The organism is Modicisalibacter sp. 'Wilcox', from assembly GCF_010993675.1.
Classification (GTDB): domain Bacteria; phylum Pseudomonadota; class Gammaproteobacteria; order Pseudomonadales; family Halomonadaceae; genus Modicisalibacter; species Modicisalibacter tunisiensis.
This window is the reverse complement of the sequence record NZ_WNXF01000018.1, coordinates 1-24,071: the sequence shown is the minus strand read 5'-3', so window position 1 is coordinate 24,071 and position 24,071 is coordinate 1. Positions and strand designations below refer to the sequence as shown.

Here is a 24,071-nt window from a genome sequence, read left to right as displayed (position 1 = left end):
ATGTCAGCCCTTGCCGGACCCGCCGCGGCGGGTTCGCCCTCTATCATGACTGGATTCGTCAACGGAAAAGGCACCCATGCTCGATCCCAAACTGCTTCGCAGTGACCTCGAAGACGTGGCGCAACGCTTGGCCAAGCGAGGCTTCACGCTGGATACCGCGCAGTTCGAGGCGCTGGAGAGCCAGCGCCGCACGCTGCAGACCGAAACCGAACAGCTCCAGAACGAGCGCAACACGCGCTCCAAGGCGATCGGCAAGGCCAAGGCGGCCGGCGAGGACATCCAGCCGCTGCTCGACGAGGTCAGCGACCTGGGGGACCGGCTGGATGCCGCCAAGTCGCGCCTCGCCGAGGTCCACGCCGAGCTGGACGCCCTGCTGGCGAGCCTGCCCAACCTGCCCCACGCGAGCGTGCCGGAAGGCAACGACGAGGCCGACAACGTCGAGCTGCATCGCTGGGGCACGCCGCCGACGTTCGACTTCCCGGTTCAGGATCACGTCGACCTAGGGGCCCGGCACGGCTATCTGGATTTCGAGATGGCCGCCAAGCTGACCGGCTCGCGCTTCGCGGTGATGCGCGGGCCGATCGCGCGGCTGCACCGGGCGCTCGTGCAGTTCATGCTCGACCGCCAGACCCTCGAGCATGGCTACGAGGAGTGCTATGTCCCCTACATCGTCAACCGCGACTCGCTGACCGGGACCGGCCAGCTGCCCAAGTTCGGCGAGGACCTGTTCCGCCTCGAGGGGGAGAGCGACTATTACCTGATTCCCACCGCCGAGGTGCCGCTGACCAACTTCGCCCGCGACCACATCTTCGAGGCCCGCGAGCTGCCGGTGCGGCTGACCGCGCACACGCCGTGCTTCCGCAGCGAGGCGGGCGCCTACGGCAAGGACACCCGCGGCATGATCCGCCAGCACCAGTTCGACAAGGTCGAGATGGTGCAGATGGTCGACCCCGAGACCAGCTACGACGCTCTGGAGGAGATGCGCGGCCATGCCGAGGCGATCCTGCAGGCGCTGGAGCTGCCGTATCGGGTGGTCACCCTGTGCGCCGGCGACATGGGCTTCGGCGCCGCCAAGACCTACGACCTCGAGGTCTGGCTGCCCAGCCAGCAGACCTACCGCGAGATATCGTCGGTTTCCAACTGCGAGGACTTCCAGGCGAGGCGCATGCAGGCCCGCTTCCGCCGTCCGGAGCACAAGAAGCCGCAGCTGCTGCATACCCTGAATGGCTCCGGCCTGGCCGTGGGGCGCTGCCTGCTGGCGGTGCTCGAGAACAACCAGCAGGCCGACGGCTCGATCCGGGTTCCGGACGTTCTGCGCGGCTACCTGGGCGGGCTCGAGGTCATCAATACTGATTAAAAGCTTCTTTCACAATCACTAGACGGCATGGGCTTTTCCGGCGGCAAGGCTTTGCGAGGGCGCTATAAACCCTTCCCTGGGCGCTACCTTTGCCATCCATGGCAAAGGACCCTCGCTTCGCCTTGTCCCCCGGCGCCCATTATGCTGAAAGTTTGGAACGTGCTCTAAGCTTGCTGTCGGGCAATGGCGTCACTCGCCGTCGGGGCCGGCGATCGCCCAGGTGACCGCCACCCCGGCATCGATCTCGATCTCGCCCGCGCGGTATTCGCTGCCACCCTTGGCCTGTGCCGCCTCGGCCCGCATCGCCAGGGTGCGGGGCTGCACGTCGGGGGCGGTGGTTTCCGCGACGCGCACCACCGGCCCCAGCGCGATGCCCAGGCGCTGCGCCATCAGCTGCGCCTTGTGACGCGCCTTGTCGATGGCACGCTGCAGGGCCTGGTCGGCGGCGGCGTCACGATCGGCGAGGTCGTAGGTGACGCCGTCGAGGGCGTCGACGCCGGCCCCGGTGAGGATGTCCAGCACGATGGGCAGCCGCGACAGCGTGTCCAGGTGGATCGTGATCGGCCGTTCGAGCTGGGTGCGGACCCGGGGTTCGGCGTCGCCGTCCCGGCTCGCTGCCGGCAAATAGTCGGGGTGCACGCTCAGCGAGCCGGCCTGAATGGCCCGGCTGGAAACGCCCTTGACCTCCAGCGTGCGGATCACCTCGGCGATGCGTGCCTCCAGGCGCTGCCGAGCCTCGGCGAGTGCCTCGGGGTCGGTTGATTGCGCGGTGCTGCGGGGCACGGCCGGCGTGCGTTCCCACAGGCGGGCGTCGAGGGTCGCCGTGTCCGGCGCCACGTTGAGCGTGGCGCGGGCCTCGACGCTCAGGCCGTCGTCGCGGGTCGGTGTCTGGGCGTGAGCGGCGACGGCAGTGCCGATCAGGGCGGCGGCCGCCGTGATGCGCAGCCAGGAAAGCGGGGGCATGGAACCTCCTGTCGAATGAGTGTCGGGGGCGCACAAGGATACGCCATCATGCGGTTTGCACGGTTCACTTGTCTGCTGGTGCTGTTCGCGCTGTGTCGGCTCGGCTCGGCCGAGGCCGCCATCAGCGTGACGGACGCCCGGGGCGAGCCGGTGACGCTCGAAGCGCCGGCGACACGCATCGTCGCCCTGGCGCCCCACGCCGTGGAGCTGCTCTATGCGGTGGGCGCCGGCGAGGCCCTGAGCGGCGTGATCGCGGGCAGCGACTATCCGCCCGCGGCGCAGGCCCTGCCGCGGGTCGGCAGCTATCAGGGTATTTCGCTGGAAGCGATCCTGAGCCGGCGGCCCGATCTGGTGGTGAGCTGGCTGAGCGGCACGCCGCATGCCGTGACCGCACGCCTGCGCGGGCTGGGCATTCCCGTCTACGCCAGCGAGCCGCGTCACCTCTCGGATATTCCCGAGGAGCTGCGCGAGCTGGGTCGGCTGACCGGGCGCGCGGACCGGGGCGAGGCGCGGGCCGAGCGTTTCGCGGCGCGCCTGGCCGAGTTGCGCCAGCACTTCGCCCGGCCGCCGCGGGTCTTCTACCAAGTGGCGTCCGCGCCCCTGACCACGCTCGGGGACGGGCAGATCATCACCCAGGTGATCCGCGCCTGCGGCGGGCAGCCGCTGTTCGCCGATTCGCCGGTACTGGTGCCGCAGGTCAGCCGCGAGGCCCTGCTGGCCGCGCGGCCGACGGTGATTCTCGCGGCCGGCGACGACGATGCCTGGCAGGCCGCCTGGCAGCGCTGGACGACGCTGCCGGCGGTGCGCGACGGCCATCTCTATACCCTCGACCCCGACGAAATCAGCCGCCCCGGGCCGCGCCTGCTCGAGGGCATGGCGCAGGTCTGCAGGGTGCTGGCCGAGGCCGCCACCGCTCAGTAGTCGATGCCGCGGCGGGCCTGGATGCCGGCGTCGAAGGCGTGCTTGACGTCGCGCATCTCGGTGACCGTGTCGGCCATGTCGATCAGTTCGCGATGGGCATTGCGGCCGGTGACGATCACCGTCTGCTCCGCGGGGCGCTCCCGCAGGGCACGTTCCACCGTGGCGATGTCCAGATAGCCGAACTTGAGCATGTAGGTGATCTCGTCGAGGACCACCAGGTAGACGTCGGGGTCGCGCAGCAGGCGCTCTGCCTGCTGCCAGACTTCGCGACAGGCGCGGGTGTCGCTCTCGCGGTTCTGGGTCTCCCAGGTGAAGCCGGTGGCCATGATCGCCACCTCCAGGTTGGGATCCTCGGCCAGCCGTTCGCGCTCGCCGCATTCCCACTGACCCTTGATGAACTGCACCACGCCGACCCGGTAGCCGTAGCCCAGCGCCCGGGTGACGGTGCCCCAGGCGGCGGTGGTCTTGCCCTTGCCGTTGCCGGTGAAAACCAGCAGCAGGCCGCGTTGTTCATTGGCGGCGGCGATGCGCTCGTCGACGTGGGTCTTGAGTTTCTGCATCGAGTTGCGATGGCGGGTGTCGCGATCGGTCATGGGGCCTCAGTACACGATGGATGGGTCGGGGCAAGCCTACGCGAGCCGCGGTTTCGCGTCAGCCGGCGTCAGTCGACGGCTCGGGATAGCCGAGCACGCGGCGCAGGTGGTCGTGGTGTTGCGCGACCCAGCCGGGGTCGATCGGCCCCCAGTCACGGATCACGTGGCGGCCGGTGCGGTGGCGCTCGCCGGGCGCCTGCTCGAAGTCGCAGACGATATCCAGGTCGGCGAGGGCCGCCAGGGTGTCCTGCGCCGTGCGGCGGGGCATGCCGGTGGCCCGGGTCAGTGCCGGCACGCTGTCGGCGAGCCCGCTGTCGATCAGGTAGGCGACGTAGAGCCGGCGATAGAAACTGCTGCGGGTCTTGCTGACGGTCATGGGCATCTCCGGGTCGTCGTTGGCCGCTGCCCATGTTACCCGAACAGGTCGCCCTGGCGATGGGGCGGGCGAAACGCCGACGTGTCGAGGCCCATCGCGGCGTGTCCGTCCAGGCCGAGGCGCCGGCTGGCCCGGCGGAAGCGCTGGGCCAGCAGGTCGGCGAAGACACCCTCGCCACGCAGGCGCCGCCCGAAGCGGGCGTCGTGGTCGGCGCCGCCGCGACACTGACGGAGCAGGCTCATCACCCTGGCGGCGCGCTCGGGATAGTGGCTGGCCAGCCAGTCCTCGAACAGTGGTGCCACCTCGTGGGGCAGGCGCAGCAGCATCCAGGCGGCGCTGCGGGCACCGGCGTCGGCGACGGCTTCCAGCAGGCGTTCCAGCTCGTGGTCGTTGAGCCCCGGGATCAGCGGCGAGATCAGCGCCCCGATCGGCACCCCCGCGGCGCTCAGCTCGCGCATCACCCTGAGTCGTGCCGCCGGCGAGGCGGTGCGCGGCTCCAGGGTCCGCTTGAGGTCGTCGTCGAGGCTGGTCAGGCTGACGAACACCCGCACCAGACGGTGCTCGGCCATCGCCGCGAGCAGCTCGCGGTCGCGCAGGATCAGCGCGCTCTTGGTCACCAGGGTCACCGGATGGCGAGATTCCAGCAGCAGCTCGAGCACGTCACGCGTGGTACCCCGCTGCGCCTCCAGCGGCTGGTAGCAGTCGGTGTTGCCCGACAGGTTGATGGGGCGGCAGACGTAGCCGGGCCGGCACAGCTCGTCGCGAAGGCGTTCGACGAGGCCGCTGCGGGCGATCAACCGGGTCTCGAAGTCGATTCCCGGCGACAGGTCCCAGTAGGCGTGGCTGGGGCGGGCGTAGCAGTAGATGCAGCCGTGCTCGCAGCCGCGATAGGGATTGAGCGAGCGATCAAAGGGCAGGTCCGGCGAGCGGTTCCATGACAGCGCGCTCTTCGCCGGCTCGTCGCGTACCGTGGTGGCGATCCGCTCGGGCACGGCCTCCTGCCACCAGCCGTCGTCCACGGCCTCGCTGTGGGTGGGCGAGAAGCGATTGGCCGGATCGCAGGTCGCGCCGCGCCCCTTGCGGACCACGGTATTCCGGGGAGGCGTCGCCATGCCGATCTCCTGTACTGCATTTGCATACAGTATAGTGGCGATGGCGATACCCTGCAGCCGGTTCAACGCGCTCGAGATGGGGCTGTCGCGTTACAATACTCGTGTGCGCGGCGATGTACCGGTCGGCTCAGGCCCCCTTCGGTGCTCCGCCCTTTCATTCCCCAAAGGCAACAGGGTTCCATGGGCAAGCAAGCAAAGGTCGCCGAAAGCAGCTGGGACAATCTGCTGAGGATCTTCACCGTCCCCGAGGCGTCCGGGGCGACGCTGAACCGTCTGGACAGGGATATTTCGGCGAATCTCGCCGGCTTCCTGCAGGAGCATATCGTCGCGGAAGAGCACGACCTGGTCAGGATCGAACGGGACTTCCACGATACCCGCATCCCCGAGGCGCCGGTCTTCGTCTCCGACCAGACCCGGTTCCTGCTCGACAAGGTGGTCGCGCAATCCGTGCATACCGCCTCGCCCAGCTTCGTCGGCCACATGACGTCGGCGTTGCCCTATTTCATGATCCCGCTGTCGAAGATCATGATCGCGCTGAACCAGAACCTGGTGAAGACCGAGACCTCCAAGGCCTTCACGCCGCTGGAGCGCCAGGTGCTGGGCATGCTGCATCGGCTGATCTACGCCCAGTCCGACGCCTTCTATGACCGTTGGCTGCACCACAGCGACGAACGCCTCGGCGCCTTCTGCTCCGGGGGCACCATCGCCAATATCACCGCGCTGTGGGTCGCCCGCAACCGGGCCTTCGGTCCCGACGGCGAGTTCCCGGGCATCGGCCGCAGCGGGGTGTTCGCGGCCCTGCGTCACCATGACTGTGACGGCGCCGCGGTGCTGGTCTCGGAGCGTGGCCACTACTCGCTCTCCAAGGCCGCCGATGTGCTGGGCATCGGGCGTGATCAGATGGTGGCCGTCGAGACGGACGCCCGCAACCGCATCCGGCCCGATGCCCTGGTCGCCACGATTGAGCGGCTCCAGCGGCAGCGGATACGGCCCTTCGCGCTGGTGGGGATCGCCGGCACGACCGAGACCGGCAACATCGACCCGCTGGACAGCCTGGCCGATATCGCCGCGGAGCAGGGGATTCACTTCCACGTGGATGCCGCCTGGGGCGGTCCGACACTGTTCTCGGAACGCTACCGGCCGCGTCTGGCCGGCATCGAGCGCGCCGATTCCGTCACCATCGACGCCCACAAGCAGCTCTATGTGCCGATGGGGGCGGGCATGGTGCTGTTCCGCGAGCCGTCGGCCCTCGCCAGCATCGAGCACCATGCCCAGTACATCATTCGGCAGGGCTCCAAGGATCTGGGCAGCACCACCCTGGAAGGCTCCCGTCCCGGCATGGCGATGCTGGTGCAGTCGGCCCTGAAGGTCATCGGTCGTCAGGGCTATGCGATGCTGATCGACAATGGCATCGAACTGGCGCGACGCTTCGCCGACCGGATCGCGGCGCTCGAGGATTTCGAGCTGATCACCGAGCCGGAACTCAACATCCTCACCTATCGCTGGGCGCCTGCCGGGGTTCAGGCGCGGTTGCACGACGCCGACGAGGCGCAGCGCCGGTGGATCAACGACCTGCTGAATCGCATGACGCAGTCCATCCAGAAGCGCCAGCGCGAGCGGGGCAAGTCCTTCGTGTCGCGCACCCGGCTGACCCCGGCGAGCCACGATCGCCAGGCCATCACCGTCTTCCGGGTGGTGCTGGCCAATCCCCTGACCACCGACCAGGTGCTGCGAGAGCTCATCGAGGAGCAACGCCAGATCGCCGCGGAGCACCTGGAAAGCGCCGACTTCGCCAACCTTAAGGCTCTACTGGACACCCATCGCCGCCGGATGTGAGCGTGCCGGCGGGTGGCGACCAGCGTGATGGCTCACGACAGGTGCCCGGGGTTGTGCAGCGCGCGCTCGTCGACGGGGGGCGGCGTCCACTGATAGAGCCAGGTCTCGGTCAGCGGCTGGTCGCCGGCCTTGAGATAGACGCGCAGGTTGATGGGGTCGGTGGTTTCCGGGGGCACCAGGTCGAACATGGCGCGGTAGCCGTCGATGGCATGCAGCGGCCGCGCCGAGGTGATTTCCACGCGTCCGGCGCTGTGCTCGATGACCGGCACGACGTTGACGTCCTGGTCGGCATCGAAGGGGAAGGGCCCGCCCCGGAAGTCGATCACGAAGCGCCGGCTGAAGTACTCGCGCTTCTGGCCGATCACGCCGCCGAGCCCGGTGCGGGTCGCCACGCAGCGGGCCAGCTCGGGCTGCGACGGCAGCGTGTTGCACCAGTAGAGGCGGTAGGCGTAGAGCAGCTCCTGGCCTGGCTGCACGGGCGCGTCGGGGTTCCAGAAGGCGACGATGTTGTCGAAGGTCTCGTCGAGGGTGGGGATCTCGACCAGCTGCACCGAGCCCTTGCCCCAGTCGCCGCGGGGTTCGACCCACACCGAGGGGCGCCGATCGTAGTACACGCCGTCGTCCTGGTAGTGGTCGAAGTCGCGATCCCGTTGCAGCAGCCCGAACCCCCTGGGATTCTGGTCGCTGTAGGCGTTGAAGCGCAGGTGCGGCGGATTGACCAGCGGTCGCCACAGCCACTCGCCGGCACCGGTGTGCATCGCCAGGCCGTCGGAGTCGTGGATCTCGGGTCGCCAGTCCCAGTCCGCCTGGCGATCGTTCTCGCCGACCAGGTACATGCTGGTCAGCGGCGCGATGCCCAGCCGTTCGATCGGCTGACGCGGATAGAGGGCGGCATCGACGTCCATGGTGACATCCTCGACGATGCGGATGACGAAGCGGTAGGCCCCGGTGATGCTGGGTGATTCCAGCAGGGCGTAGACCGTCAGCTCGTTGCTGCCGGCGGCGGGCCGTTCCAGCCAGAAGCGGGTGAAGTCGGGAAACTCCTCGGGACGGGGCAGGCCCGTGTCGACCGCCAGGCCGCGGGCCGACATGCCGTACTGCAGGGTGCGGCTGACGGCGCGGAAGTAGCTGGCGCCGAGAAACGCCACCCGGTCGTGCTGCCAGTCGTCGTCATGCAGCAGGCGAAAGCCGGCGAAGCCGAGGTCGCTCGGCAGGGCCTCGCCGTCGATGCCCGAATCGCCGTAGTCGAACATCGCCGGATCGTAGGCGATCTCGTGCGCCCGACCGTCGACCACTTCATGCATCTTGACCGGTTTCTTGAAGTACAGCCCCAGGTGAAACAGCTCGGCACGATAGCGGGCCTGCGCGTCGTCGGCCCACAGGGCGTGGTCCTTGCGAAAGCGGATCGCCTGGTACTGGTCCCAGGTCAGGCCCTGCAGCTCGGGGGGCAGGGTCGTCTCGCCGGCCTGCGGCGGCTGGTCGGCGAGGTGGCGTGCCAGCCCCTTGAGCCAGGCGTAGTCGAAGGCACTACCCTGGCCCGTGCCGGCGGGGGCGGCGTCGGACGCCGCCGCCAGTACCCGGGAAAGCGGCAGGAAGGCCCCGCCCAGCGCGCCGGCGGCCTTGAGGAAATCGCGTCGATGCATGAGTCGTCCCTGATAGTCGATGAGGCGTCATCGACGTTCACTATAGGAATCCCGCCGGACCCCGGCAATCCATGCCGGGGCGCATGACGGCCGCCGCATTACAGGCGCAGGGTGATGCCGCCTTCCAGGTAGCGACCCTGGGTGTTGTAGCCGTCGACGAGCTGATAGTCGCGATCCAGCGCATTGTCGAGCTTGGCGGACAGCGCGATGCGGGGCGTGAGCCGCCAGGTGGTGCGCAGGTCCATCACGGCGTAGCCGGCGGTGGTGGTGTCGGCAAAGGTGACGGCGTTCGTGTCACGGCGATCGCCGGCGCTGCGCAGGGTGGCGCCGAACGACCAGTCCCCGGTCGCGTAGTCGGCGTCGAGGCGGCCGAAGGTGCGCGCGCGGCGCTTCAGGCGCTCGCCCGTCTCGCGGTTCTCGGGGTTCTGGTGCGTCAGGGCGGCGTGCAGGGTGAAGCCGCCGTACTGCCAGTCGCCCGCCAGTTCGACGCCACGGATGCGGGCCTTGCCGACATTGTAGGGAATGAAGGTGGCCGGATCGTAGTCGATCAGGTCGTCGATGCGGGTGTCGAAGGCGGTCGCCGACAGGCCCCAGGTCTCGCGGTCGAGGCGCCAGAACAGCTCGCCGGTATGCGAGGTCTCGGCATCGAGGTCGGGGTTGGCGCCATAGGGGCCGTAGAGGTCGAGCAGGCTGGGCGCCTTGTAGGCGGTGGCGTAGCTGGCGCCGATCTGCTGGGCGTCGGTCAGCGCATAGGCATAGGCGAGGCTGCCGGTGGTGGCGCCGCCGAAGCGGTTGTCGTCGTCGTGACGGATCCCGGCCGAGAGCCGATGGCGGGCCAGGCGCTGGTGCCAGTTGGCGAACACGCCCCAGTTGCGGCGGCCGTCCTCGGCGTAGGTCAGCGGCGAGTCGAGCGAGGCATCGCGGACGTCGGCGCCGAGCGCGGTCTCCCCCCAGTCGCCCGACAGGCGGTTGGTCAGCGAGGCCTCGTTGCGCCGGGTCGATGTCTCGCCGGATGAACGGCCGTCGATGAAGCGCTCGCGGCTCTCTGTGACCCGGGCGACGGCCAGTTCGGTATCCCAGCCCGGTCGGTTGTGCGTGGTCAGCGAGGCGGAGAGGACCTGCTGGTCGCCCTCGCCTCGGCAGTCCTGGCTGGGGGGATAGCCGCAGTCGTCGTAGTCGTAGTCGTTGCGGGTGCGCAGCAGCGAGACGTCCAGGTCGGCTCGCTCGCCGAAGGCGTGACTCATTGCCAGCTTGCCGGTGCGCTGGTCGAAGCCGTCGTCGTCACCGCCGTCGGCGCGGGCCGAGAAGCCGTCGGTGCTCTGGTGGTCGATCAAGGCCGACAGCCGGGTGTCCTTCTGTGTCGCGCTGAACCAGGCGGTCTCGCGCCGAGTATGCTCGCCGCCAGCGCGCAGCTCCAGGGTCGCGTGCTCGCCGCCGGTCTCGGCCTGGCGGGTGATGATGTTGATCACGCCGCCGATGGCATCGGCCCCGTAGGCGGCGGCGCGCGGGCCGCGCACGATCTCGATGCGCTGGATGGCCGCTACCGGCAGGAACTCCCAGTTGATCGAGCCGTCGGTGGCCGAGGCGATGCGCGCCCCGTCGACCAGCACCAGGGCATGGTCGGAATTGGTCCCGCGCAGGAACAGGCTGGTCTGGTTGCCGCGGGCGCCGTTGCGGGCCAGCTCGACCCCGGCCCGGCCCTGGAGCAGCTCGGTCACGGAGTTCGGCTGCAGGCGCTCGATCTCGTCGCGGTCGATGATAGTGGTGCTGGCGAGCACGTCGGCACGTGTCTGGGGCAGGCGATTGGCGGTGACCTGCAGGGTGTCCAGGCGCTGGTCGGCCTGGCTCAGGGGAGCCACCGTGACACCGATGGCGAGCCACAGCGGGGTCTTGCGAAACGGCATGGAAAGATCCTCAAGCGCGTCGTGACGGTCGATCGCGATGAGGAGGACAGATAAGGGTGACGACGGCACGACACGCATGGCCGGCCTGCCGGCCCGCCGCGGCGTGCCGGTTGATGTCGCCACTGGCGAGGCCCTCCGCATCAGCCAGTGAAGAGACGCAGGCCGGTCTCCGGACTGACGCGCTGGGCCGTGGTTCACGGCCACGGATCGAGGTCACCTTCCCGCCTGGCGGCAGTGGTCGGCGCTTGAGCCCGACCTCGATCGACGCGAACACCGTTGCGGGGGCAGTGCGGGGGTCTCACCCGCTTCCCGAGCACCCGGGTCTCGACGGTGGCAAATTCTGCGGGGCCGGGGAGGGCAAGTCAACGCGGCACGGCGAGAGCCCGGTCATCCCTGACCGGGCATGCGCATCGCGTCCCTGCTGTCCCCGTTGGGCGTTTCCGTGCTCAACACCCTAAACATGGCACCGAATCCGTGTTCCTGCAGTTAACCAGTGTCATGAACCGATAAAAAAGCCGGGGCCGCCTGCTCGGGGGTCACGGGCCGGCGTGTCGCTCGTGAACGACCAGTTCCACGCGACGATTGGCGGCACGGTCGCGGCGCGAGTCGTTGGGGCGCAGCGGGCGGGTGTCGGCATAGCCGATGGCACGCAGTCGGTCGGCGGCGATGCCCTGATCCTGCAGATAACGCAGCACGGCGCTGGCGCGGGCGCTGGAGAGCTCCCAGTTGGAAGGGAAGCGCCGCGTGTGGATGGGGATATCGTCGGTGTGTCCTTCCACGGAGATGGTCCCCCGGGTGCGCTCGAGAAGCGGCAGCAGGCGGTGGAGGACACCGGTGCCGGGGGCGGTCAGGTCGGCCTGCCCGCTGGCGAACAGCAGGTGGTCCTGAATGCGCAGGTTGAGCCCGGCATCGCTGCGCGAGACGCTGACGCCATCGAGCCGTGGCAGCAGGCCGGTGAGGTCGGGCTGGGCTCCCGAGGCGTGGGCCGGGCCGGTGACGGCTGACGCGGGTGCGGAGGAGGGGGCCGTCTCCGTGGCGGGATCGGTGAGCGTCAGCAGCAGCACGAACAGCGTGATGAGCAGCGTCAGCACGTCGAGGTAGCTCAACAGCCAGCTTTCGCCGTCCTCGCCCGATGCCGGGCCCTGCCCGGGCAGCAGGGGATCGTGTCCGTCACCCATGCGAGCCGTCCTGCATGGGGTCGATAGCGTGCGCCGGTTCGCCGTCGTCGCGAATCTCGTCCGGGTGATGGGTCATGAAGGAATTCAGGGTTTCCTCGATGAAGGAGGGCAGGCGTCGCCGTGAAATCAGCGAGACGCCCTCGAGCACCATGTTCATGGCGATCAGGCGCTCTTCGGTGCGGCGTTCGAGCTTCACTGCGATCGGCTTGAAGACCAGGTTGGCCAGCAGGATGCCGTAGAAGGTGGTCAGCAGCGCCACCGCCATGCGCGGGCCGATGTCCGCCAGGCTGCCCCCATCCATGACCTCGAGCATGTTGACCAGGCCGACCAGGGTGCCGAGCATGCCGAAGGCCGGGGCATAGGCCGCCAGGGTGCGAAAGATCTGTGCCTCGGCATGTTCCCGGGCCTTGAGGCGGGCGATGCGCCAGCGCAGCAGGTCGAGGATCTCCTGCTCCTTGGTGTTGGCGATGACCAGCTGGATGCCGGTGCGCAGGAAGGGGTTGCGGGTCTTTTCCAGTGCGCGTTCCACGGCTCGCACGTCCCCCTTGAACCACAGCCGGGCCATGTCCACCAGTTCCTGGATGTCATCGCGGAGATGGTTGTCCTCGCGACGAAAGACCAGCCCCACCAGGCGTACCACGCGCACCACTTCCTTGAGGGGGTAGCTGATGAACATCGCCGCCATGGTGCCGGTGAGCACGATGGCCAGACCGGGCAGGTTGAGGAAACTGTCGGGGGACTCGGCCGTGAGGAACAGCACGCTGGCCAGCAGCAGACAGCTGGCCACCATGCCGATCAGCGTGGAGGGATTCATCGAGGCTCCTTGATGGCGATCGTTTATCGCCCTATCGGCCCAGGCCCCGGAAAGTTGAGGGTGATGGGCCGCGAGTCCGCGTTCACTTGATGTCGATCAAGGCGGGCGGATCGTCGCTGATCAGCGAGGCAGCGCCCCAGGCGTACAGGCGCCGGGCGATGCGTGGCTGGTTGACCGTGTAGGCGACCAGGCGGCAGGGGCTTGCCGCCACGGCACGTGCCTGGGGTTCGCGCAGGCGTCGCCAGTCCAGGTGCAGGCTGAAGGCACCGAGCTCGCGGACTTCCTCCCGCCAGCGCCGCGGCAGTCGCTTGTCGATGATGCCCAGCCGCAGCCGCTGAGGATCGGGACGGTGCCGGCGCAGGGCGTGCAGTGCCCGCCGATCGAAGGAGGACGCCAGCCAGCGCGAGGGTGGCAGGCAGCGCTCGACCAGCGGCAGCACCGTGTCCACCAGGGCGGCCGGGTCGCGTCCGCGGTGGAGCTTGAATTCCAGGTTGAGACCCAGCCCCAGCGTCTCGACCAGCGCCAGCATGGCCTCCAGTGAGGCCATGGGCTCGCCGCGAAAGCGGGGCGCGAACCGGCTGCCGGCATCCACCTGGCGCGCCCGTTGCCGGTCCAGGTCGGCGAGACGGCCGCGGCTATGGCTGCAGCGGTTAAGGCGGGCGTCGTGCCAGATCACCGGGGTGCCGTCGCCGAGCAGCTGCACGTCGAGCTCGACCCAGCGGCAACCGGCGGCATGGGCGGCGCGAACGGCGGCCAGGGTGTTTTCCGGCGCACGGGCCGACAGGCCGCGATGGGCCATGACGGGCGGGAGGGAGTCGAGCGGCGGGGCGGGCAGCATGCGGAGTCCTCGGGCGGGGCCGGAAAGGCGTGGGGCGGCGATGGCCGGTATGCTAGTCTGCCCCGCCGATCATCTCGCGAATGGAGACCCCATGAAAGTCGTGAACGTGAACGATGCCCGGCAGCGCGAGGCCTGCCTGGCGCGCCTGTGTGCCGAGGTCTACGGCCGGGACGCCGGCCTCGTGCCGCTGGCGAGCTTCGCCGGCACCCTGGGCGTGCTGGTGCGTCAGGATGCGGCGCGCGTCCTGGCACTGACCGACGACGAGGGCCGCCCGGCGGCACTGGCGCTGCTGGTATCCGACGCCCGCGGCGAGAGCATGGAGCTGGCCCTGCTCGGCATCCTGCCCGATGCGACGGTCGAGAACGCCGCCGAGCGCCTGGTGGCGGAGCTGGCCACGCGGGCACCGCTGCGGGTCAACGCGGCCGACGCCGATCAGGAGGCCATGTTCCGCCGCGCCGGCATCGAGCGCTGGCTGAGCGGGGCGGAGGGGCAACGCATCGGGCTGGCCCCCCGCCACCCGGACGCCGGCCCGGACTCGCTGCCCGCGAGCCTGGGTTTCGACGTCGATGCCGTGGTGCAGTCCTTCAAGCAGGACCGCGAGCTGTTCGACGGCTACAAGGCGCGTTTCGTGCGCGGGCTGGAGCAGTTTCCCGAGCAGCTGTAATCCCGGCCGCGGCCGTGTTCAACGCGCCAGCCAGCCGCCGTCCACCGCCAGCGCATGGCCGTGGACGTAGTCGGCGGCCGACGAGGCGAGAAAGACCGCGGCACCGGCGATATCCTCCGGCTCTCCCCAGCGCTCGGCGGGAATGCGCGCCAGCAGCTCGGCGTTGCGCTGCGGGTCGTCGCGCAGCGCCCGGGTGTTGTCGGTGGCCATGTAGCCCGGGGCGATGGCGTTGACGTTGATGCCCTGGGCGGCCCACTCGTTGGCCATCAGCCGGGTGAGACCGAGCAGGCCGCTCTTGCTGGCGGTGTAGGACGGTACCCGAATGCCGCCCTGGAAGGAGAGCAGCGAGGCGACGTTGATGATCTTGCCGCGCACCCCGCGCGCGATCAGGTGACGGGCGACGTGCTGGGCCAGGAAGAAGGCCGCCTTGAGATTGACGTCGATGACCGTGTCCCAGTCCGCCTCGCTGAACTCGATGGCCGGGGCGCGGCGGATCAGGCCGGCGTTGTTGACGAGGATGTCGACCTGCCCCGCCCTGGCGAGGGCGTCCTCGACGATGGCGGCCGGGGGCGTCTCGCCGAGCGCGGCGGTGACGCTGCAGTAGCGGCGTCCCAGCGCTTCGATGGCTTCCCGGGTGGCGCTGTCGTCGCTGCGGTTGACGCCCACGATGTCGGCGCCGGCCTCGGCCAGGGCGACGGCCATGGCGCGGCCGAGCCCCTTGTTGCAGCCGGTGACCAGGGCGGTGCGTCCTTCGAGCGAGAAACGGGTCAGGGACATGAAGACTCCTTGTCGGCAATCCGTGTTGGCAGGCTGTGTCCAGCGTAGGCGATGCGGCGGTGCCTGCCGAGCCGGCGGGACTGGTCTTGACCGGCGGACGCTTGTAAGGTGAGCCGATCCCCGTTAGCAGAACAAGGATTGCCGGCCATGGCCAAACGTATCCAGTTTTCCCGCACCGGTGGCCCCGAGGTGCTCGAGCTCGTCGAAGTGGCCCCCGCCGCACCCGGGCCGGGCGAGGTGCGCGTCGCCAACCGGGCGATCGGCCTGAACTTCATCGATATCTACTTCCGCACCGGGCTCTATCCGGCGCCGGGCCTGCCGTCCGGTCTGGGCACCGAGGGGGCCGGCGTGGTGGACGCCGTGGGCGAGGGTGTGACCCACCTCAAGCCGGGCGATCGCATCGCCTACGCCCAGGGGCCGCTGGGCGCCTATGCCGAACAGCACGTGCTGCCCGCCGAGAAGGTCGTGGTGCTGCCCGACGGCATCGATTTCGAGACCGCCGCGGCGTCGATGCTCAAGGGCCTGACCGTGCAGTACCTGCTGCGCCAGACCCACCGGGTCGAGGCGGGCGAGACGATTCTCTTCCACGCCGCGGCCGGCGGGGTCGGCTCGATCGCCTGCCAGTGGGCTCGGGCGCTGGGCGTCAAGCTGATCGGTACCGTCAGCTCGCCGGAGAAGGCCGAGCTGGCGAAGAACAACGGCGCCTGGGCGACCATCGACTATACCCGCGAGAACGTGGTCGAGCGGGTGCGCGAGCTGACCGACGGCGAGATGGTGCCGGTGGTCTACGACTCGGTGGGCAAGGACACCTGGGAGACCTCGCTGGACTGCCTGCAGAAGCGTGGTCTGATGGTCAGCTTCGGCAATGCCTCGGGGCCGGTGGAAGGCGTCAACATCGGCATTCTCAACCAGAAGGGAGCGCTGTTCGTGACCCGGCCCAGCCTCAACGGCTACGCCGATACCCGCGAGCGCTTCGAGACGATGTGTCACGAGCTGTTCGAGATGCTCGAGAGTGGCAAGGTCAAGGTGGATATCGGCCAGCGCTATCCGCTCGCCAAGGCGGGCGAGGCCCAGGACGCCCTGGCCTCGCGCCGCACCACCGGCTCGACCATCCTGCTGCCCTGAGGTCGGCCGGCACCGGGATCGAGGCCGGTGCCGGTTCCTTCCGCCCCTCCGGGGATGATTTCAGCCGCCGGGGCATGAAAAAGCGCCCTGCCCGCCGTTCCGGCGGGCAGGGCGCTTGCGTGTCGCACACGGCGTGGCGACGTCTATGCCACGTCGGGGTGGCTCGCCGACGCCGGTCGACCGGCGAAGGCATCGAACGCGAAGTCGTCGACGGTGAGCATGTCCAGCACCTCGGCCTCGAAGGCGTGCAGGAAGGCGGCGTCCTCCTCGCCGATCAGCCCGGCGGCGAGCCCGGCGTCGATGCGCTGCTCGGGATGCAGGGCCTCGGCGGGCAGCTCGCCACCGGCATAGGCCTTGTTGAGGGTGCGATACAGCGGCTCGGCCCGCGGGTAGTCGGCCAGCAGGGCTTTGTAGCGGGCCAGGGGGTTGTCGACGTCGCCTTCCTTGCGGGTGTCCCAGGTGCCGGCCAGCAGCTTGTCGCGCAGCGGTGTGGCCGTGGAGATGGCATGGGCGATTTCCCGGGTGAGGGTGTCCTCGGGGGTCTTCCAGCGCCGCCCGAGCGGCATGACGATCGCCGACAGGCTGCGTCCCAGGGCGCGGCTGGGCAGGTTGTCGAAGAGTTCGACGAAGGCCTGCTCGGTGCGGTGGAGCAGGGTGCGGCAGCTGTAGTGGAGCAGGGCCGCCTCGTGCTCGACGCTGGTGCCGTCGTGCCACTGCTTGAGCAGCATCGACAGCAGGTAGAGGTTGGCGAGCACGTCGCCGAGCCGGGCCGAGAGCATCTCGCGCTTCTTGAGGCTCGAGCCCAGGCTGGCCATGGCGGCATCGGCGCACAGCCCGAAGCCGGCGGACAGCCGGCTGACCTCGCGGGCATAGGGCGCGGCCAGCTCGTCGAAGGGCACCCGCGGCCCGCCGAGGCCCAGCGCCTGGGTGAAGGCACGGGCGGCGTTGCCGACGATCAGCCCGGCATGGCCGAAGAAGGCCCGGTCGAAGGCGTCGAGGTCGTCGTTGTCGGCGGCGGCGAGCTCCTCGAGCACGTAGGGGTGACAGCGGATGGCGCCCTGGCCGAAGACCATCAGGTTGCGGGTCATGATGTTGGCGCCCTCGACGGTGATCGACACCGGCACGGCGCTCCAGGCGAGCCCCAGGTAGTTGCGCGGTCCCAGCGTCACCGCCTTGCCGCCGTGGACGTCCATGGCGTCGGCGAGGATGCGCCGCTGGAACTCGGTCAGCTGGCTCTTGAGGATCGCCGAGGGCACCGCCGGCTTGACGCCGTGATCGATCAGGTTGGCGGTCTGATAGACCGCGGCCTGGGCGATGTAGGCGTGTGCCGTCAGGCGGGCCAGGGCCTCCTGCACGCCCTCCATCTCGGCCACCGGCACGTTGAACTGGCGGCGGATGCGGGTGAAGCCGCCGGACCAGCCAGCGGCGTAGCGGCCGACCCCGGCGGCGCCGGAGGGCAGGGTGATGCAGCGGCCCACCGACAGGCACTCGACCAGCATGCGCCAGCCCTGGCCGGCCATCGCCGGGCCGCCGATGATGCGCTCGAGCGGCACGAAGACATCGCGGCCGACGATCGGCCCGTTCATGAAGGGGCTGCCGATGGGGTGGTGGCGACGGCCGATCTCCATGCCCGGCGTGTCGCGGGGAATCAGCGCACAGGTGATGCCCAGGTCGCTTTCCTCGCCGAGCAGATGGTCCGGGTCGAACAGCCGGAACGCCAGGCCCACCACGGTGGCGATCGGGGCCAGGGTGATCCAGCGCTTCTCGAAGGTCAGCTCGATGCCCAGTACCGATTCGCCGTCGACCTCGCGCCTGACCACCACGCCGACGTCGGGCAGCGAGGTGGCGTCCGAGCCGGCCCGCGGCCCGGTGAGGCCGAAGCAGGGGATCTCGCGGCCGTCGGCCAGCCGCGGCAGGTAATGGTTCTTCTGTTCGTCGGTGCCGTACTTGAGCAGCAGTTCGCCCGGGCCGAGCGAGTTGGGCACGCCCACCGAGATCATCAGCGTCTCGTTGACCACCAGCTTCTGCAGCACCGCCGACTGGGCCTTGGCGGAGAACCCCAGGCCGCCGTACTCCTCGGGAATGATCATGCCGAAGAAGCGTTCCCGCTTCAGGTAGTCCCAGGCCGCCTCGGGCAGGTCGGCGCGTTCGCGGGCCACGTCCCAGCCGTTGCACAGGCCGGCGACCTCCGCGCACTGATGCTCGAGGAAGGCGCGCTCGGCGTCGCTCAGGCCATCGTCACGGTAGGCCAGCAGGCGTTGCCAGTCGGGGCGGCCGGTGAACAGCTCGCCGTCCCATGACACGCTGCCGGCTTCCAGGGCCACGCGCTCGGTATCCGAGACGCGCGGTGCCACCCGGCGAAAGCGGGTGAACAGGCGCGGGGTCAGCCAGCGCCGGCGCAGTGCAGGCAGCCCGCCGGCGGCGATGGCCAGCGTCGCCAGCAGCAGGAGTACAGCGGCGACCGGGGCGCCGAGCACGACTCCCAGCAGGCCGGGTATGCCGGTGATGGCGAGTGCCGCCTTGGCGCCGGCCTCGCGGCGCATGACCTCGACCAGGCCGATGACGGCCAGCACGATGAGCATCAATGACAGCATCGAGATTCTCCGAAGCGGACGGTGAAAGGATTCGAACGTGCGTTTGAATACAGTCAGCCTAGAGGATCTGCGCGACCCTGACCAGAGCGGTGGAGCCCGATGCCAAAAAAAAGCCCCGCGGGCGCGGGGCAAACAGGGGGAAAGCGGGGATATCAGGCCGGGCGCTCGGGCGCACGTTGCCGCGCCGGTGTGCCGTCGGCGACGTAGTAGGGGGCGTCGCTTCTGGGCAGCGGCTCGCGGCCACGGATCTTGTCGGCCATCTTCTCGGCCAGCATGATCGTCGGCGCGTTGAGGTTGCCGGTGGGGATCACCGGGAACAGCGAGGCGTCGACCACCCGCAGGGCCTCCACGCCGTGAACACGGCCGGCCCCGTCGACCACGCTGTCGTCGTCGTCGCCCATGCGGCAGGTCCCGCAGGGGTGGTAGGCGGTCTCGGCATGCTGGCGCACGAAGGCGTCGAGCTCGGCGTCGGTCTGCACGTCCGGCCCCGGGGAGATCTCGCGGCCGCGGTAGGCGTCCATGGCCGGCTGGGCAATGATCTCGCGGGTCAGGCGAATCGCGTCGCGGAATTCCTGCCAGTCCTTCTCGGTGGACATGTAGTTGAACAGGATCGAGGGGGCGGCCGCAGGATCCAGCGAGGTCAGGCGCACCCGGCCCTCGCTCTCGGAGCGCATGGAGCCGACGTGGGCCTGGAAGCCGTGGGCCTGCACCGCACTCTTGCCGTTGTAGCTGATGGCGATGGGCAGGAAGTGATACTGCAGGTTGGGCCACGCCTCCTCGTCGCGGGTGCGAATGAAGCCGGCGGCCTCGAACTGGTTGCTGGCGCCCACGCCGGTGCCGAACAGCAGCCACTCGGCGCCGATCTTGGGCTGGTTGTACCACTTCAGCGCCGGATACAGGGAGATCGGTTTCGTGCACTCGTACTGGATGTACATCTCCAGGTGATCCTGAAGATGCGCGCCGACGTTGTCGTTGACCTGCACCGGGGTGATGGCGAATTCGTCGAGCACGTCCTGCGGGCCGATGCCGGAGCGCTGCAGGATCTGCGGCGAGGCGATGGCGCCGGCACACAGCAGCACCTCGCGACGCGCCTTGACCTCCTGGACCTGACCGCCACGCGCGTAGCGCACGCCCGTGGCGCGCCGGCCCTCGAAGGTGATCACGTCGGTGGTGGCGCGGGTCTCGATGGTCAGGTTGGGGCGCTGTTTGGCCTGGTCCAGATAGCCCCGGGCGGTGGAAGCGCGGCGACCGTTCGGCGTGACGAAACGGTCCATGGGGCCGAAGCCTTCCTGCTGGTAGCCGTTGACGTCCTCGGTGGCCGGGTAGCCGGCCTGGATGCCCGCCTCGATAAAGGCATGATAGAGGGGATTGTTTCCCTCTTTCGGGGTCGTGACGCTGACCGGGCCGTCGCCGCCGTGGTAGTCGTTGGCGCCGATGTCGCGGGTCTCGGCCTTCCTGAAGTAGGGCAGGCAGTCGGCGTAGGTCCAGTCCTCGAGGCCCGCGCGCCTGGCCCAGTTGTCGTAGTCCAGGGCGTTGCCACGGATGTAGCACATGCCGTTGATCAGCGACGAGCCGCCCAGGCCCTTGCCGCGGCCGCACTCCATGCGACGGTTGTCCATGTGGGGTTCGGGGTCGGTCTCGAACGCCCAGTTGTAGCGCTTGCCCTGCAGCGGATAGGCGAGTGCCGCCGGCATCTGGGTGCGAAAGTCGAAACGGTAGTCCGGGCCGCCGGCTTCCAGCAGCAGCACCTGCACCTCGGGGTCCTCGGTCAGTCGCGTGGCGAGGACGTTGCCGGCGGAGCCGGCGCCGATGATGATGTAGTCGTATTCACGAGCCTGCGTCATGAGCGGCCCTCCTTCGTGAACTCGGGGTCGAAAAGCGGTGGGGCGGCGGGCCGGCGCGAGGGCCGGCCCGGGGGCTCAGAAGACGGGCGGGAAGGGGCCCATCTCGACCTGGACCGACTTGATCTGGGTGTACTGGTCGAGCGAGGAGAGCCCGTTCTCGCGACCGATGCCGGACTGCTTGTAGCCGCCCACCGGCATCTCGGCCGGGGAGTCGCCCCAGGTGTTGATCCAGCAGATCCCCGCCTGCAGGCGATGGATGACGCGATGCGAGCGGTTGAGGCTCTCGCTGAACAGGCCGGCGGCGAGCCCGTAGGTGGTGTCGTTGGCGCGCCGCACGACCTCGTCCTCATCGTCGAAGACCAGAATCGACATGACCGGGCCGAAGATCTCCTCGCGGACGATGCGCATCTCGTCGCGGCAGTCGGTGAACACCGTCGGGGCCGCCCAGGCGCCGTCGGCGAAGCCGCCATGGTTCCAGCGTTCGCCGCCGACCAGCACGCGGGCGCCTTCCTGCTTGCCCAGGTCGATGTAGCCCTGGACCTTCTCCAGGTGCTCGAAGCTGACCAGCGGGCCGAAGTTGACGTTCGGGTCGAGCGGGTCGCCGGCACGGATGCGCTCCACGCGCTCCTTGATGCGGGCCTCGAAGGCGCTCTTGATCGAGCGGTGCACGAAGACACGGGTGCCGTTGGTGCAGACCTGGCCGCTGGAATAGAAGTTGGCGATCATGGCGGCGTCGGCGGCCCGGTCCAGGTCGGCGTCGTCGAAGACGATCAGCGGCGACTTGCCGCCCAGTTCCATGGTCACTTCCTTGAGGGTCGAGCCGGCCGCGGCGGACATCACCTTCTTGCCGGTGCCGACTTCGCCGGTGAAGGTGACCTTGTCGATGTCGGCATGGTGCGTGAGCAGCTCGCCGACGCGGCCGTCGCCGTGGACCACGTTGAACACGCCGTCGGGCAGGCCGGCCTCGGTGAAGATCTCGGCCAGCTTCAGGGTGGTCAGCGGCGTGACCTCGCTGGGCTTGAACACCACGGCGTTGCCGGCGGCCAGGGCGGGGGCGCTCTTCCAGCAGGCGATCTGGATGGGGTAGTTCCAGGCGCCGATGGCCCCGATCACGCCCAGCGGCTCGCGGCGCGTATAGACGAAGGAGTCCTCGCGCAGCGGGATCTGCGTGCCCTCGATGGCCGGGGCGAGCCCGGCGTAGTATTCCAGCGAGTCGGCGCCGGTGACGATGTCCACCGCCTGGGTCTCGCTGATCGGCTTGCCGGTGTCCAGGGTTTCCAGCTTCGCCAGCTCGTCGTTGCGTTCGCGCAGCAGGGCGACGGCGCGCAGCAGGATGCGGCTGCGCTCCATGCCGGTCATCGCCGCCCACACCTGCTGGCCCCGACGCGCCGAGGCGACGGCGCGGTCGATATCCTCGCCTGATGCCTGCTGAACGCGGGCCAGTACCTCGCCGTTGGCGGGATTGACGGTGTTGAAGGTTTCACCGGAGGTGGCGTCCACGCGACGCCCGTCGATGTAGAGTGGCTGAGTTTCGAGTGTGGCCATGTTGCCTCCGCGAAAGAGAATGAGTGGGTCGCGCCGCCGGATTGGCCCTCAGGCGGGACAGTCGGCGCGCGCCAGTTGTTCTTCCAGGTAGTCGTAGGCCAGCCGGCGGGCCCGGTCGACGTCGAGCCCCTCGGGCGCCAGGGCGCCGCGCAGCCACAGGCCGTCGATCATCGCCGCCAGGCCGCGGGCGGCGCGGCGGGCCTCGGCGCGCGGCAGGCAGCGCCGGAACTGGCTGCACAGGTTCGAGTAGAGTCGCCGGTCGTTGACCCGCTGCAGCCGCTGGAGGTCATGCTTGTGCATGCTCGAGGCCCAGAAGGCCAGCCAGGTCTTCATCACCGACTGGCTGACCTGGCTGCGATCGAAGTTGCCGTCGATGATCGCGCGCAGGTGGGCCGCCGGCGTGTCCTCCGGCAGGCGGCCGCGGCGTGTGGCCACGGCGGCCCCCAGGTCGTAGAGGATCTGGCGCATGGTGGCTTCCAGCAGGCCATCCTTGCCGCCGAAATAATGGCTGATGATGCCGGCCGAGACGCCGGCCTGCCGGGCGATTCGCGCGACGGTGGCGTCCGCCAGGCCGACGTCGTCGATGGCCTGCATGGTGGCGTTGATCAACTGCCGCCGGCGTATGGGCTCCATTCCGACCTTGGGCACGAGCCTCCTCCTTTGCCTGTCGCGAGACGGGGTGACGTTGAATCGTGACTCGGGTCGTCCACGTCTCATTGGTCTATAGTGTGCAATGTTTTTATTGAACGTTCAATCAACAAAAACTATTGTATAGTGGAATGCGTAGCCGATTATCGCATAATTCATGGTTATCCAATGTGCCGCAAGGCGGCACGCCACTTCGTCCGCAGGAGAAACGTCCATGCACAAGACATCCTCTCTGACCCTGGTCGCCGGCAGCCTGCTGGCATCGATGGCGCCCCTGGCCGCTGCCGCCGAGGTGCCGGAACAGTGCCGGACGGTGCACTTCGCCGAGGTCGGCTGGACCGACATCACCGCGACCACCGCGATGACCAGCGAGGTGCTCGACGGGCTGGGCTATGACGTGACCAGCGACACCGTGTCGGTGCCGATCGCCTACTCCGGCCTGAAGAACGGCGACTTCGACGTCTTCCTCGGCAACTGGATGCCGTCGATGGCCTCGATCAGCGACCCCTACATCGACAAGGGGCAGGTCGATCGGGTCGGCGCCAACCTCGAGGGCGCCAAGTACACGCTGGCCGTGCCGCAGTACGTCTACGACGCCGGCGTGACCTCGGTGGCCGACCTCGACAAGCACGCCGACCAGTTCGGCAAGCGCCTCTACGGGATCGAGGCCGGCAACGACGGCAACATGATCATCCAGGACATGATCGACGACGATGCCTTCGGCCTGGGCGACTGGGAGCTCGTCGACTCTTCCGAGGCGGGCATGCTGGCCGAACTCAAGTCGAAGGTGGGCGACAAGCAGTGGATGGTGTTCCTGGGCTGGGAGCCGCACCCGATGAACACCAACTTCGACATGGCCTACCTGTCCGGTGCGGATGACTACTTCGGCCCCAACTATGGTGGCGCGACCGTCTACACCAACACCCGTGCCGGTTACGTCGACGACTGCGCCAACGCCGGCCGGCTGCTCAAGAACCTGACGTTCACCCTGGCGATGGAGAACGAGGTGATGGGCGCGATCATGGACGACGGCAAGAAGCCGCGCGTCGCGGCCCGCGAGTGGCTCCAGGCCCATCCCGACGTGCTGGCTGACTGGCTCGAGGGCGTGACCACCGTCGACGGCGGCGAGGGGCTGCCGGCCGTGAAGAAGGCGCTGGGAATCAAGCAGTAATCCGCGAGCAGGGGTTGCCAAGACGGCGGCCCCTGTGCATAATTCGCAACCGCTGTACCGGGGCTGCAAGCCTCGGCGCGGTCGGCGACATGGCTACGTAGCTCAGCTGGTTAGAGCACATCACTCATAATGATGGGGTCCCCTGTTCGAATCAGGGCGTAGCCACCA

20 protein-coding genes, 1 tRNA gene and 1 riboswitch are annotated in these 24,071 nt (G+C 69.0%); of the genes, 7 read left to right on the top strand and 14 right to left on the bottom strand.

What is annotated here, in order from left to right; translation table 11 throughout:
* Window positions 1-76 precede the first annotated feature (76 nt).
* Complete coding sequence (gene serS / locus G7A98_RS14785) at window positions 77-1,357, top strand: serine--tRNA ligase (protein ID WP_163650448.1); 1,281 nt, start codon at window positions 77-79, stop codon at window positions 1,355-1,357.
* Window positions 1,358-1,546: 189 nt separating this feature from the next.
* On the opposite strand, the gene G7A98_RS14780 is transcribed toward serS, so the two are convergent.
* Window positions 1,547-2,320: an SIMPL domain-containing protein gene (locus G7A98_RS14780; RefSeq protein WP_163650447.1), complete on the bottom strand. Its 774-nt coding sequence runs from the start codon at window positions 2,318-2,320 to the stop codon at window positions 1,547-1,549.
* Window positions 2,321-2,368: 48 nt separating this feature from the next.
* On the opposite strand from G7A98_RS14780, the gene G7A98_RS14775 reads away from it, so the two are divergent.
* On the top strand, window positions 2,369-3,241 hold the full coding sequence (locus G7A98_RS14775; RefSeq protein ID WP_163650446.1) for a cobalamin-binding protein: 873 nt from the start codon (window positions 2,369-2,371) through the stop codon (window positions 3,239-3,241).
* Here the strand turns inward: G7A98_RS14775 and cobO are convergent.
* Genes cobO through G7A98_RS14760 form a run of 3 tightly spaced genes read right to left on the bottom strand, consistent with a single transcriptional unit; the run spans window position 3,235 to window position 5,322 of the window.
* Window positions 3,235-3,834, bottom strand: coding sequence for a cob(I)yrinic acid a,c-diamide adenosyltransferase (cobO, locus tag G7A98_RS14770; protein ID WP_163650445.1), 600 nt, complete (start codon window positions 3,832-3,834; stop codon window positions 3,235-3,237). The two genes, G7A98_RS14775 and cobO, sit on opposite strands and share 7 nt — an antisense overlap.
* Before the next feature lie 58 nt (window positions 3,835-3,892).
* A complete protein-coding gene (locus G7A98_RS14765; protein ID WP_163650444.1) occupies window positions 3,893-4,210 on the bottom strand; it encodes a winged helix-turn-helix domain-containing protein in 318 nt (105 codons plus the stop codon).
* A gap of 35 nt (window positions 4,211-4,245) precedes the next feature.
* On the bottom strand, window positions 4,246-5,322 hold the full coding sequence (locus tag G7A98_RS14760; protein ID WP_163650443.1) for a PA0069 family radical SAM protein: 1,077 nt from the start codon (window positions 5,320-5,322) through the stop codon (window positions 4,246-4,248).
* Window positions 5,323-5,502: 180 nt separating this feature from the next.
* Here G7A98_RS14760 and panP point away from each other — a divergent pair, with 180 nt between their 5' ends.
* Window positions 5,503-7,158 carry a pyridoxal-dependent aspartate 1-decarboxylase PanP gene (gene panP / locus G7A98_RS14755; protein WP_163650442.1) on the top strand — a complete coding sequence of 552 codons (1,656 nt, stop codon included), beginning with the start codon at window positions 5,503-5,505 and terminating at the stop codon, window positions 7,156-7,158.
* A gap of 32 nt (window positions 7,159-7,190) precedes the next feature.
* On the opposite strand, the gene G7A98_RS14750 is transcribed toward panP, so the two are convergent.
* From G7A98_RS14750 to G7A98_RS14730, 5 genes are all read right to left on the bottom strand, one after another.
* Window positions 7,191-8,801, bottom strand: coding sequence for a glucan biosynthesis protein D (locus G7A98_RS14750; RefSeq protein WP_163650441.1), 1,611 nt, complete (start codon window positions 8,799-8,801; stop codon window positions 7,191-7,193).
* 98 nt (window positions 8,802-8,899) lie between these two features.
* The gene (locus G7A98_RS14745) at window positions 8,900-10,705 is read right to left on the bottom strand and encodes a TonB-dependent receptor (RefSeq protein ID WP_163650440.1); all 1,806 of its coding nucleotides are present in this window, start codon (window positions 10,703-10,705) and stop codon (window positions 8,900-8,902) included.
* A 142-nt stretch (window positions 10,706-10,847) separates the two neighbouring features.
* Window positions 10,848-11,041: riboswitch (cobalamin riboswitch) on the bottom strand.
* A gap of 200 nt (window positions 11,042-11,241) precedes the next feature.
* Entirely contained in the window at window positions 11,242-11,883 is a 642-nt protein-coding gene (locus tag G7A98_RS14740) for an OmpA family protein (RefSeq protein ID WP_163650439.1), read from the bottom strand.
* Complete coding sequence (locus G7A98_RS14735) at window positions 11,876-12,697, bottom strand: MotA/TolQ/ExbB proton channel family protein (protein WP_163650438.1); 822 nt, start codon at window positions 12,695-12,697, stop codon at window positions 11,876-11,878. The genes G7A98_RS14740 and G7A98_RS14735 overlap by 8 nt, the downstream gene beginning before the upstream one ends.
* An 82-nt stretch (window positions 12,698-12,779) precedes the next feature.
* A complete protein-coding gene (locus G7A98_RS14730; RefSeq protein ID WP_163650437.1) occupies window positions 12,780-13,535 on the bottom strand; it encodes a glycerophosphodiester phosphodiesterase family protein in 756 nt (251 codons plus the stop codon).
* 91 nt (window positions 13,536-13,626) lie between these two features.
* On the opposite strand from G7A98_RS14730, the gene G7A98_RS14725 reads away from it, so the two are divergent.
* Window positions 13,627-14,199 carry a hypothetical protein gene (locus G7A98_RS14725; RefSeq protein WP_163650436.1) on the top strand — a complete coding sequence of 191 codons (573 nt, stop codon included), beginning with the start codon at window positions 13,627-13,629 and terminating at the stop codon, window positions 14,197-14,199.
* An 18-nt stretch (window positions 14,200-14,217) separates the two neighbouring features.
* On the opposite strand, the gene kduD is transcribed toward G7A98_RS14725, so the two are convergent.
* The gene (kduD, locus tag G7A98_RS14720) at window positions 14,218-14,976 is read right to left on the bottom strand and encodes a 2-dehydro-3-deoxy-D-gluconate 5-dehydrogenase KduD (RefSeq protein WP_163650435.1); all 759 of its coding nucleotides are present in this window, start codon (window positions 14,974-14,976) and stop codon (window positions 14,218-14,220) included.
* A 147-nt stretch (window positions 14,977-15,123) separates the two neighbouring features.
* On the opposite strand from kduD, the gene G7A98_RS14715 reads away from it, so the two are divergent.
* A complete protein-coding gene (locus tag G7A98_RS14715) occupies window positions 15,124-16,101 on the top strand; it encodes an NADPH:quinone reductase (protein ID WP_163650434.1) in 978 nt (325 codons plus the stop codon).
* Between the two features lie 143 nt (window positions 16,102-16,244).
* On the opposite strand, the gene G7A98_RS14710 is transcribed toward G7A98_RS14715, so the two are convergent.
* The 4 genes from G7A98_RS14710 to betI all read right to left on the bottom strand — a co-directional run bounded on the left by G7A98_RS14710 (window position 16,245) and on the right by betI (window position 22,732).
* Window positions 16,245-18,695: an acyl-CoA dehydrogenase gene (locus G7A98_RS14710; protein ID WP_163650433.1), complete on the bottom strand. Its 2,451-nt coding sequence runs from the start codon at window positions 18,693-18,695 to the stop codon at window positions 16,245-16,247.
* 152 nt (window positions 18,696-18,847) lie between these two features.
* Window positions 18,848-20,539 (bottom strand): choline dehydrogenase, encoded by a 1,692-nt coding sequence (gene betA, locus G7A98_RS14705; RefSeq protein ID WP_163650432.1) that lies wholly within the window; start codon window positions 20,537-20,539, stop codon window positions 18,848-18,850.
* Between the two features lie 75 nt (window positions 20,540-20,614).
* Window positions 20,615-22,084, bottom strand: a complete 1,470-nt coding sequence (betB, locus tag G7A98_RS14700; protein WP_163650431.1) for a betaine-aldehyde dehydrogenase — start codon at window positions 22,082-22,084, stop codon at window positions 20,615-20,617.
* 48 nt (window positions 22,085-22,132) lie between these two features.
* On the bottom strand, window positions 22,133-22,732 hold the full coding sequence (gene betI, locus G7A98_RS14695; RefSeq protein WP_205596286.1) for a transcriptional regulator BetI: 600 nt from the start codon (window positions 22,730-22,732) through the stop codon (window positions 22,133-22,135).
* A 214-nt stretch (window positions 22,733-22,946) separates the two neighbouring features.
* Between betI and G7A98_RS14690 the strand changes: the two genes are divergently transcribed.
* Together G7A98_RS14690 and G7A98_RS14685 are read left to right on the top strand one after the other, a co-directional pair.
* Entirely contained in the window at window positions 22,947-23,903 is a 957-nt protein-coding gene (locus G7A98_RS14690) for a choline ABC transporter substrate-binding protein (RefSeq protein WP_163650430.1), read from the top strand.
* 91 nt (window positions 23,904-23,994) lie between these two features.
* Window positions 23,995-24,071: transfer RNA gene (locus G7A98_RS14685), tRNA-Met, on the top strand.

What these genes read in the sequence shown, in the direction of transcription:
- G7A98_RS14690 (WP_163650430.1), top strand. Translation starts at nt 22,947, where the DNA reads ATGCACAAGACATCCTCTCTGACCCTGGTCGCCGGCAGCCTGCTGGCA.
- G7A98_RS14735 (WP_163650438.1), bottom strand. Translation starts at nt 12,697, where the DNA reads ATGAATCCCTCCACGCTGATCGGCATGGTGGCCAGCTGTCTGCTGCTG.
- G7A98_RS14710 (WP_163650433.1), bottom strand. Translation starts at nt 18,695, where the DNA reads ATGCTGTCATTGATGCTCATCGTGCTGGCCGTCATCGGCCTGGTCGAG.
- G7A98_RS14740 (WP_163650439.1), bottom strand. Translation starts at nt 11,883, where the DNA reads ATGGGTGACGGACACGATCCCCTGCTGCCCGGGCAGGGCCCGGCATCG.
- kduD (WP_163650435.1), bottom strand. Translation starts at nt 14,976, where the DNA reads ATGTCCCTGACCCGTTTCTCGCTCGAAGGACGCACCGCCCTGGTCACC.
- G7A98_RS14725 (WP_163650436.1), top strand. Translation starts at nt 13,627, where the DNA reads ATGAAAGTCGTGAACGTGAACGATGCCCGGCAGCGCGAGGCCTGCCTG.
- G7A98_RS14775 (WP_163650446.1), top strand. Translation starts at nt 2,369, where the DNA reads ATGCGGTTTGCACGGTTCACTTGTCTGCTGGTGCTGTTCGCGCTGTGT.
- G7A98_RS14760 (WP_163650443.1), bottom strand. Translation starts at nt 5,322, where the DNA reads ATGGCGACGCCTCCCCGGAATACCGTGGTCCGCAAGGGGCGCGGCGCG.
- betA (WP_163650432.1), bottom strand. Translation starts at nt 20,539, where the DNA reads ATGACGCAGGCTCGTGAATACGACTACATCATCATCGGCGCCGGCTCC.
- cobO (WP_163650445.1), bottom strand. Translation starts at nt 3,834, where the DNA reads ATGACCGATCGCGACACCCGCCATCGCAACTCGATGCAGAAACTCAAG.
- G7A98_RS14750 (WP_163650441.1), bottom strand. Translation starts at nt 8,801, where the DNA reads ATGCATCGACGCGATTTCCTCAAGGCCGCCGGCGCGCTGGGCGGGGCC.
- G7A98_RS14730 (WP_163650437.1), bottom strand. Translation starts at nt 13,535, where the DNA reads ATGCTGCCCGCCCCGCCGCTCGACTCCCTCCCGCCCGTCATGGCCCAT.
- G7A98_RS14765 (WP_163650444.1), bottom strand. Translation starts at nt 4,210, where the DNA reads ATGACCGTCAGCAAGACCCGCAGCAGTTTCTATCGCCGGCTCTACGTC.
- G7A98_RS14745 (WP_163650440.1), bottom strand. Translation starts at nt 10,705, where the DNA reads ATGCCGTTTCGCAAGACCCCGCTGTGGCTCGCCATCGGTGTCACGGTG.
- serS (WP_163650448.1), top strand. Translation starts at nt 77, where the DNA reads ATGCTCGATCCCAAACTGCTTCGCAGTGACCTCGAAGACGTGGCGCAA.
- G7A98_RS14780 (WP_163650447.1), bottom strand. Translation starts at nt 2,320, where the DNA reads ATGCCCCCGCTTTCCTGGCTGCGCATCACGGCGGCCGCCGCCCTGATC.
- panP (WP_163650442.1), top strand. Translation starts at nt 5,503, where the DNA reads ATGGGCAAGCAAGCAAAGGTCGCCGAAAGCAGCTGGGACAATCTGCTG.
- G7A98_RS14715 (WP_163650434.1), top strand. Translation starts at nt 15,124, where the DNA reads ATGGCCAAACGTATCCAGTTTTCCCGCACCGGTGGCCCCGAGGTGCTC.
- betB (WP_163650431.1), bottom strand. Translation starts at nt 22,084, where the DNA reads ATGGCCACACTCGAAACTCAGCCACTCTACATCGACGGGCGTCGCGTG.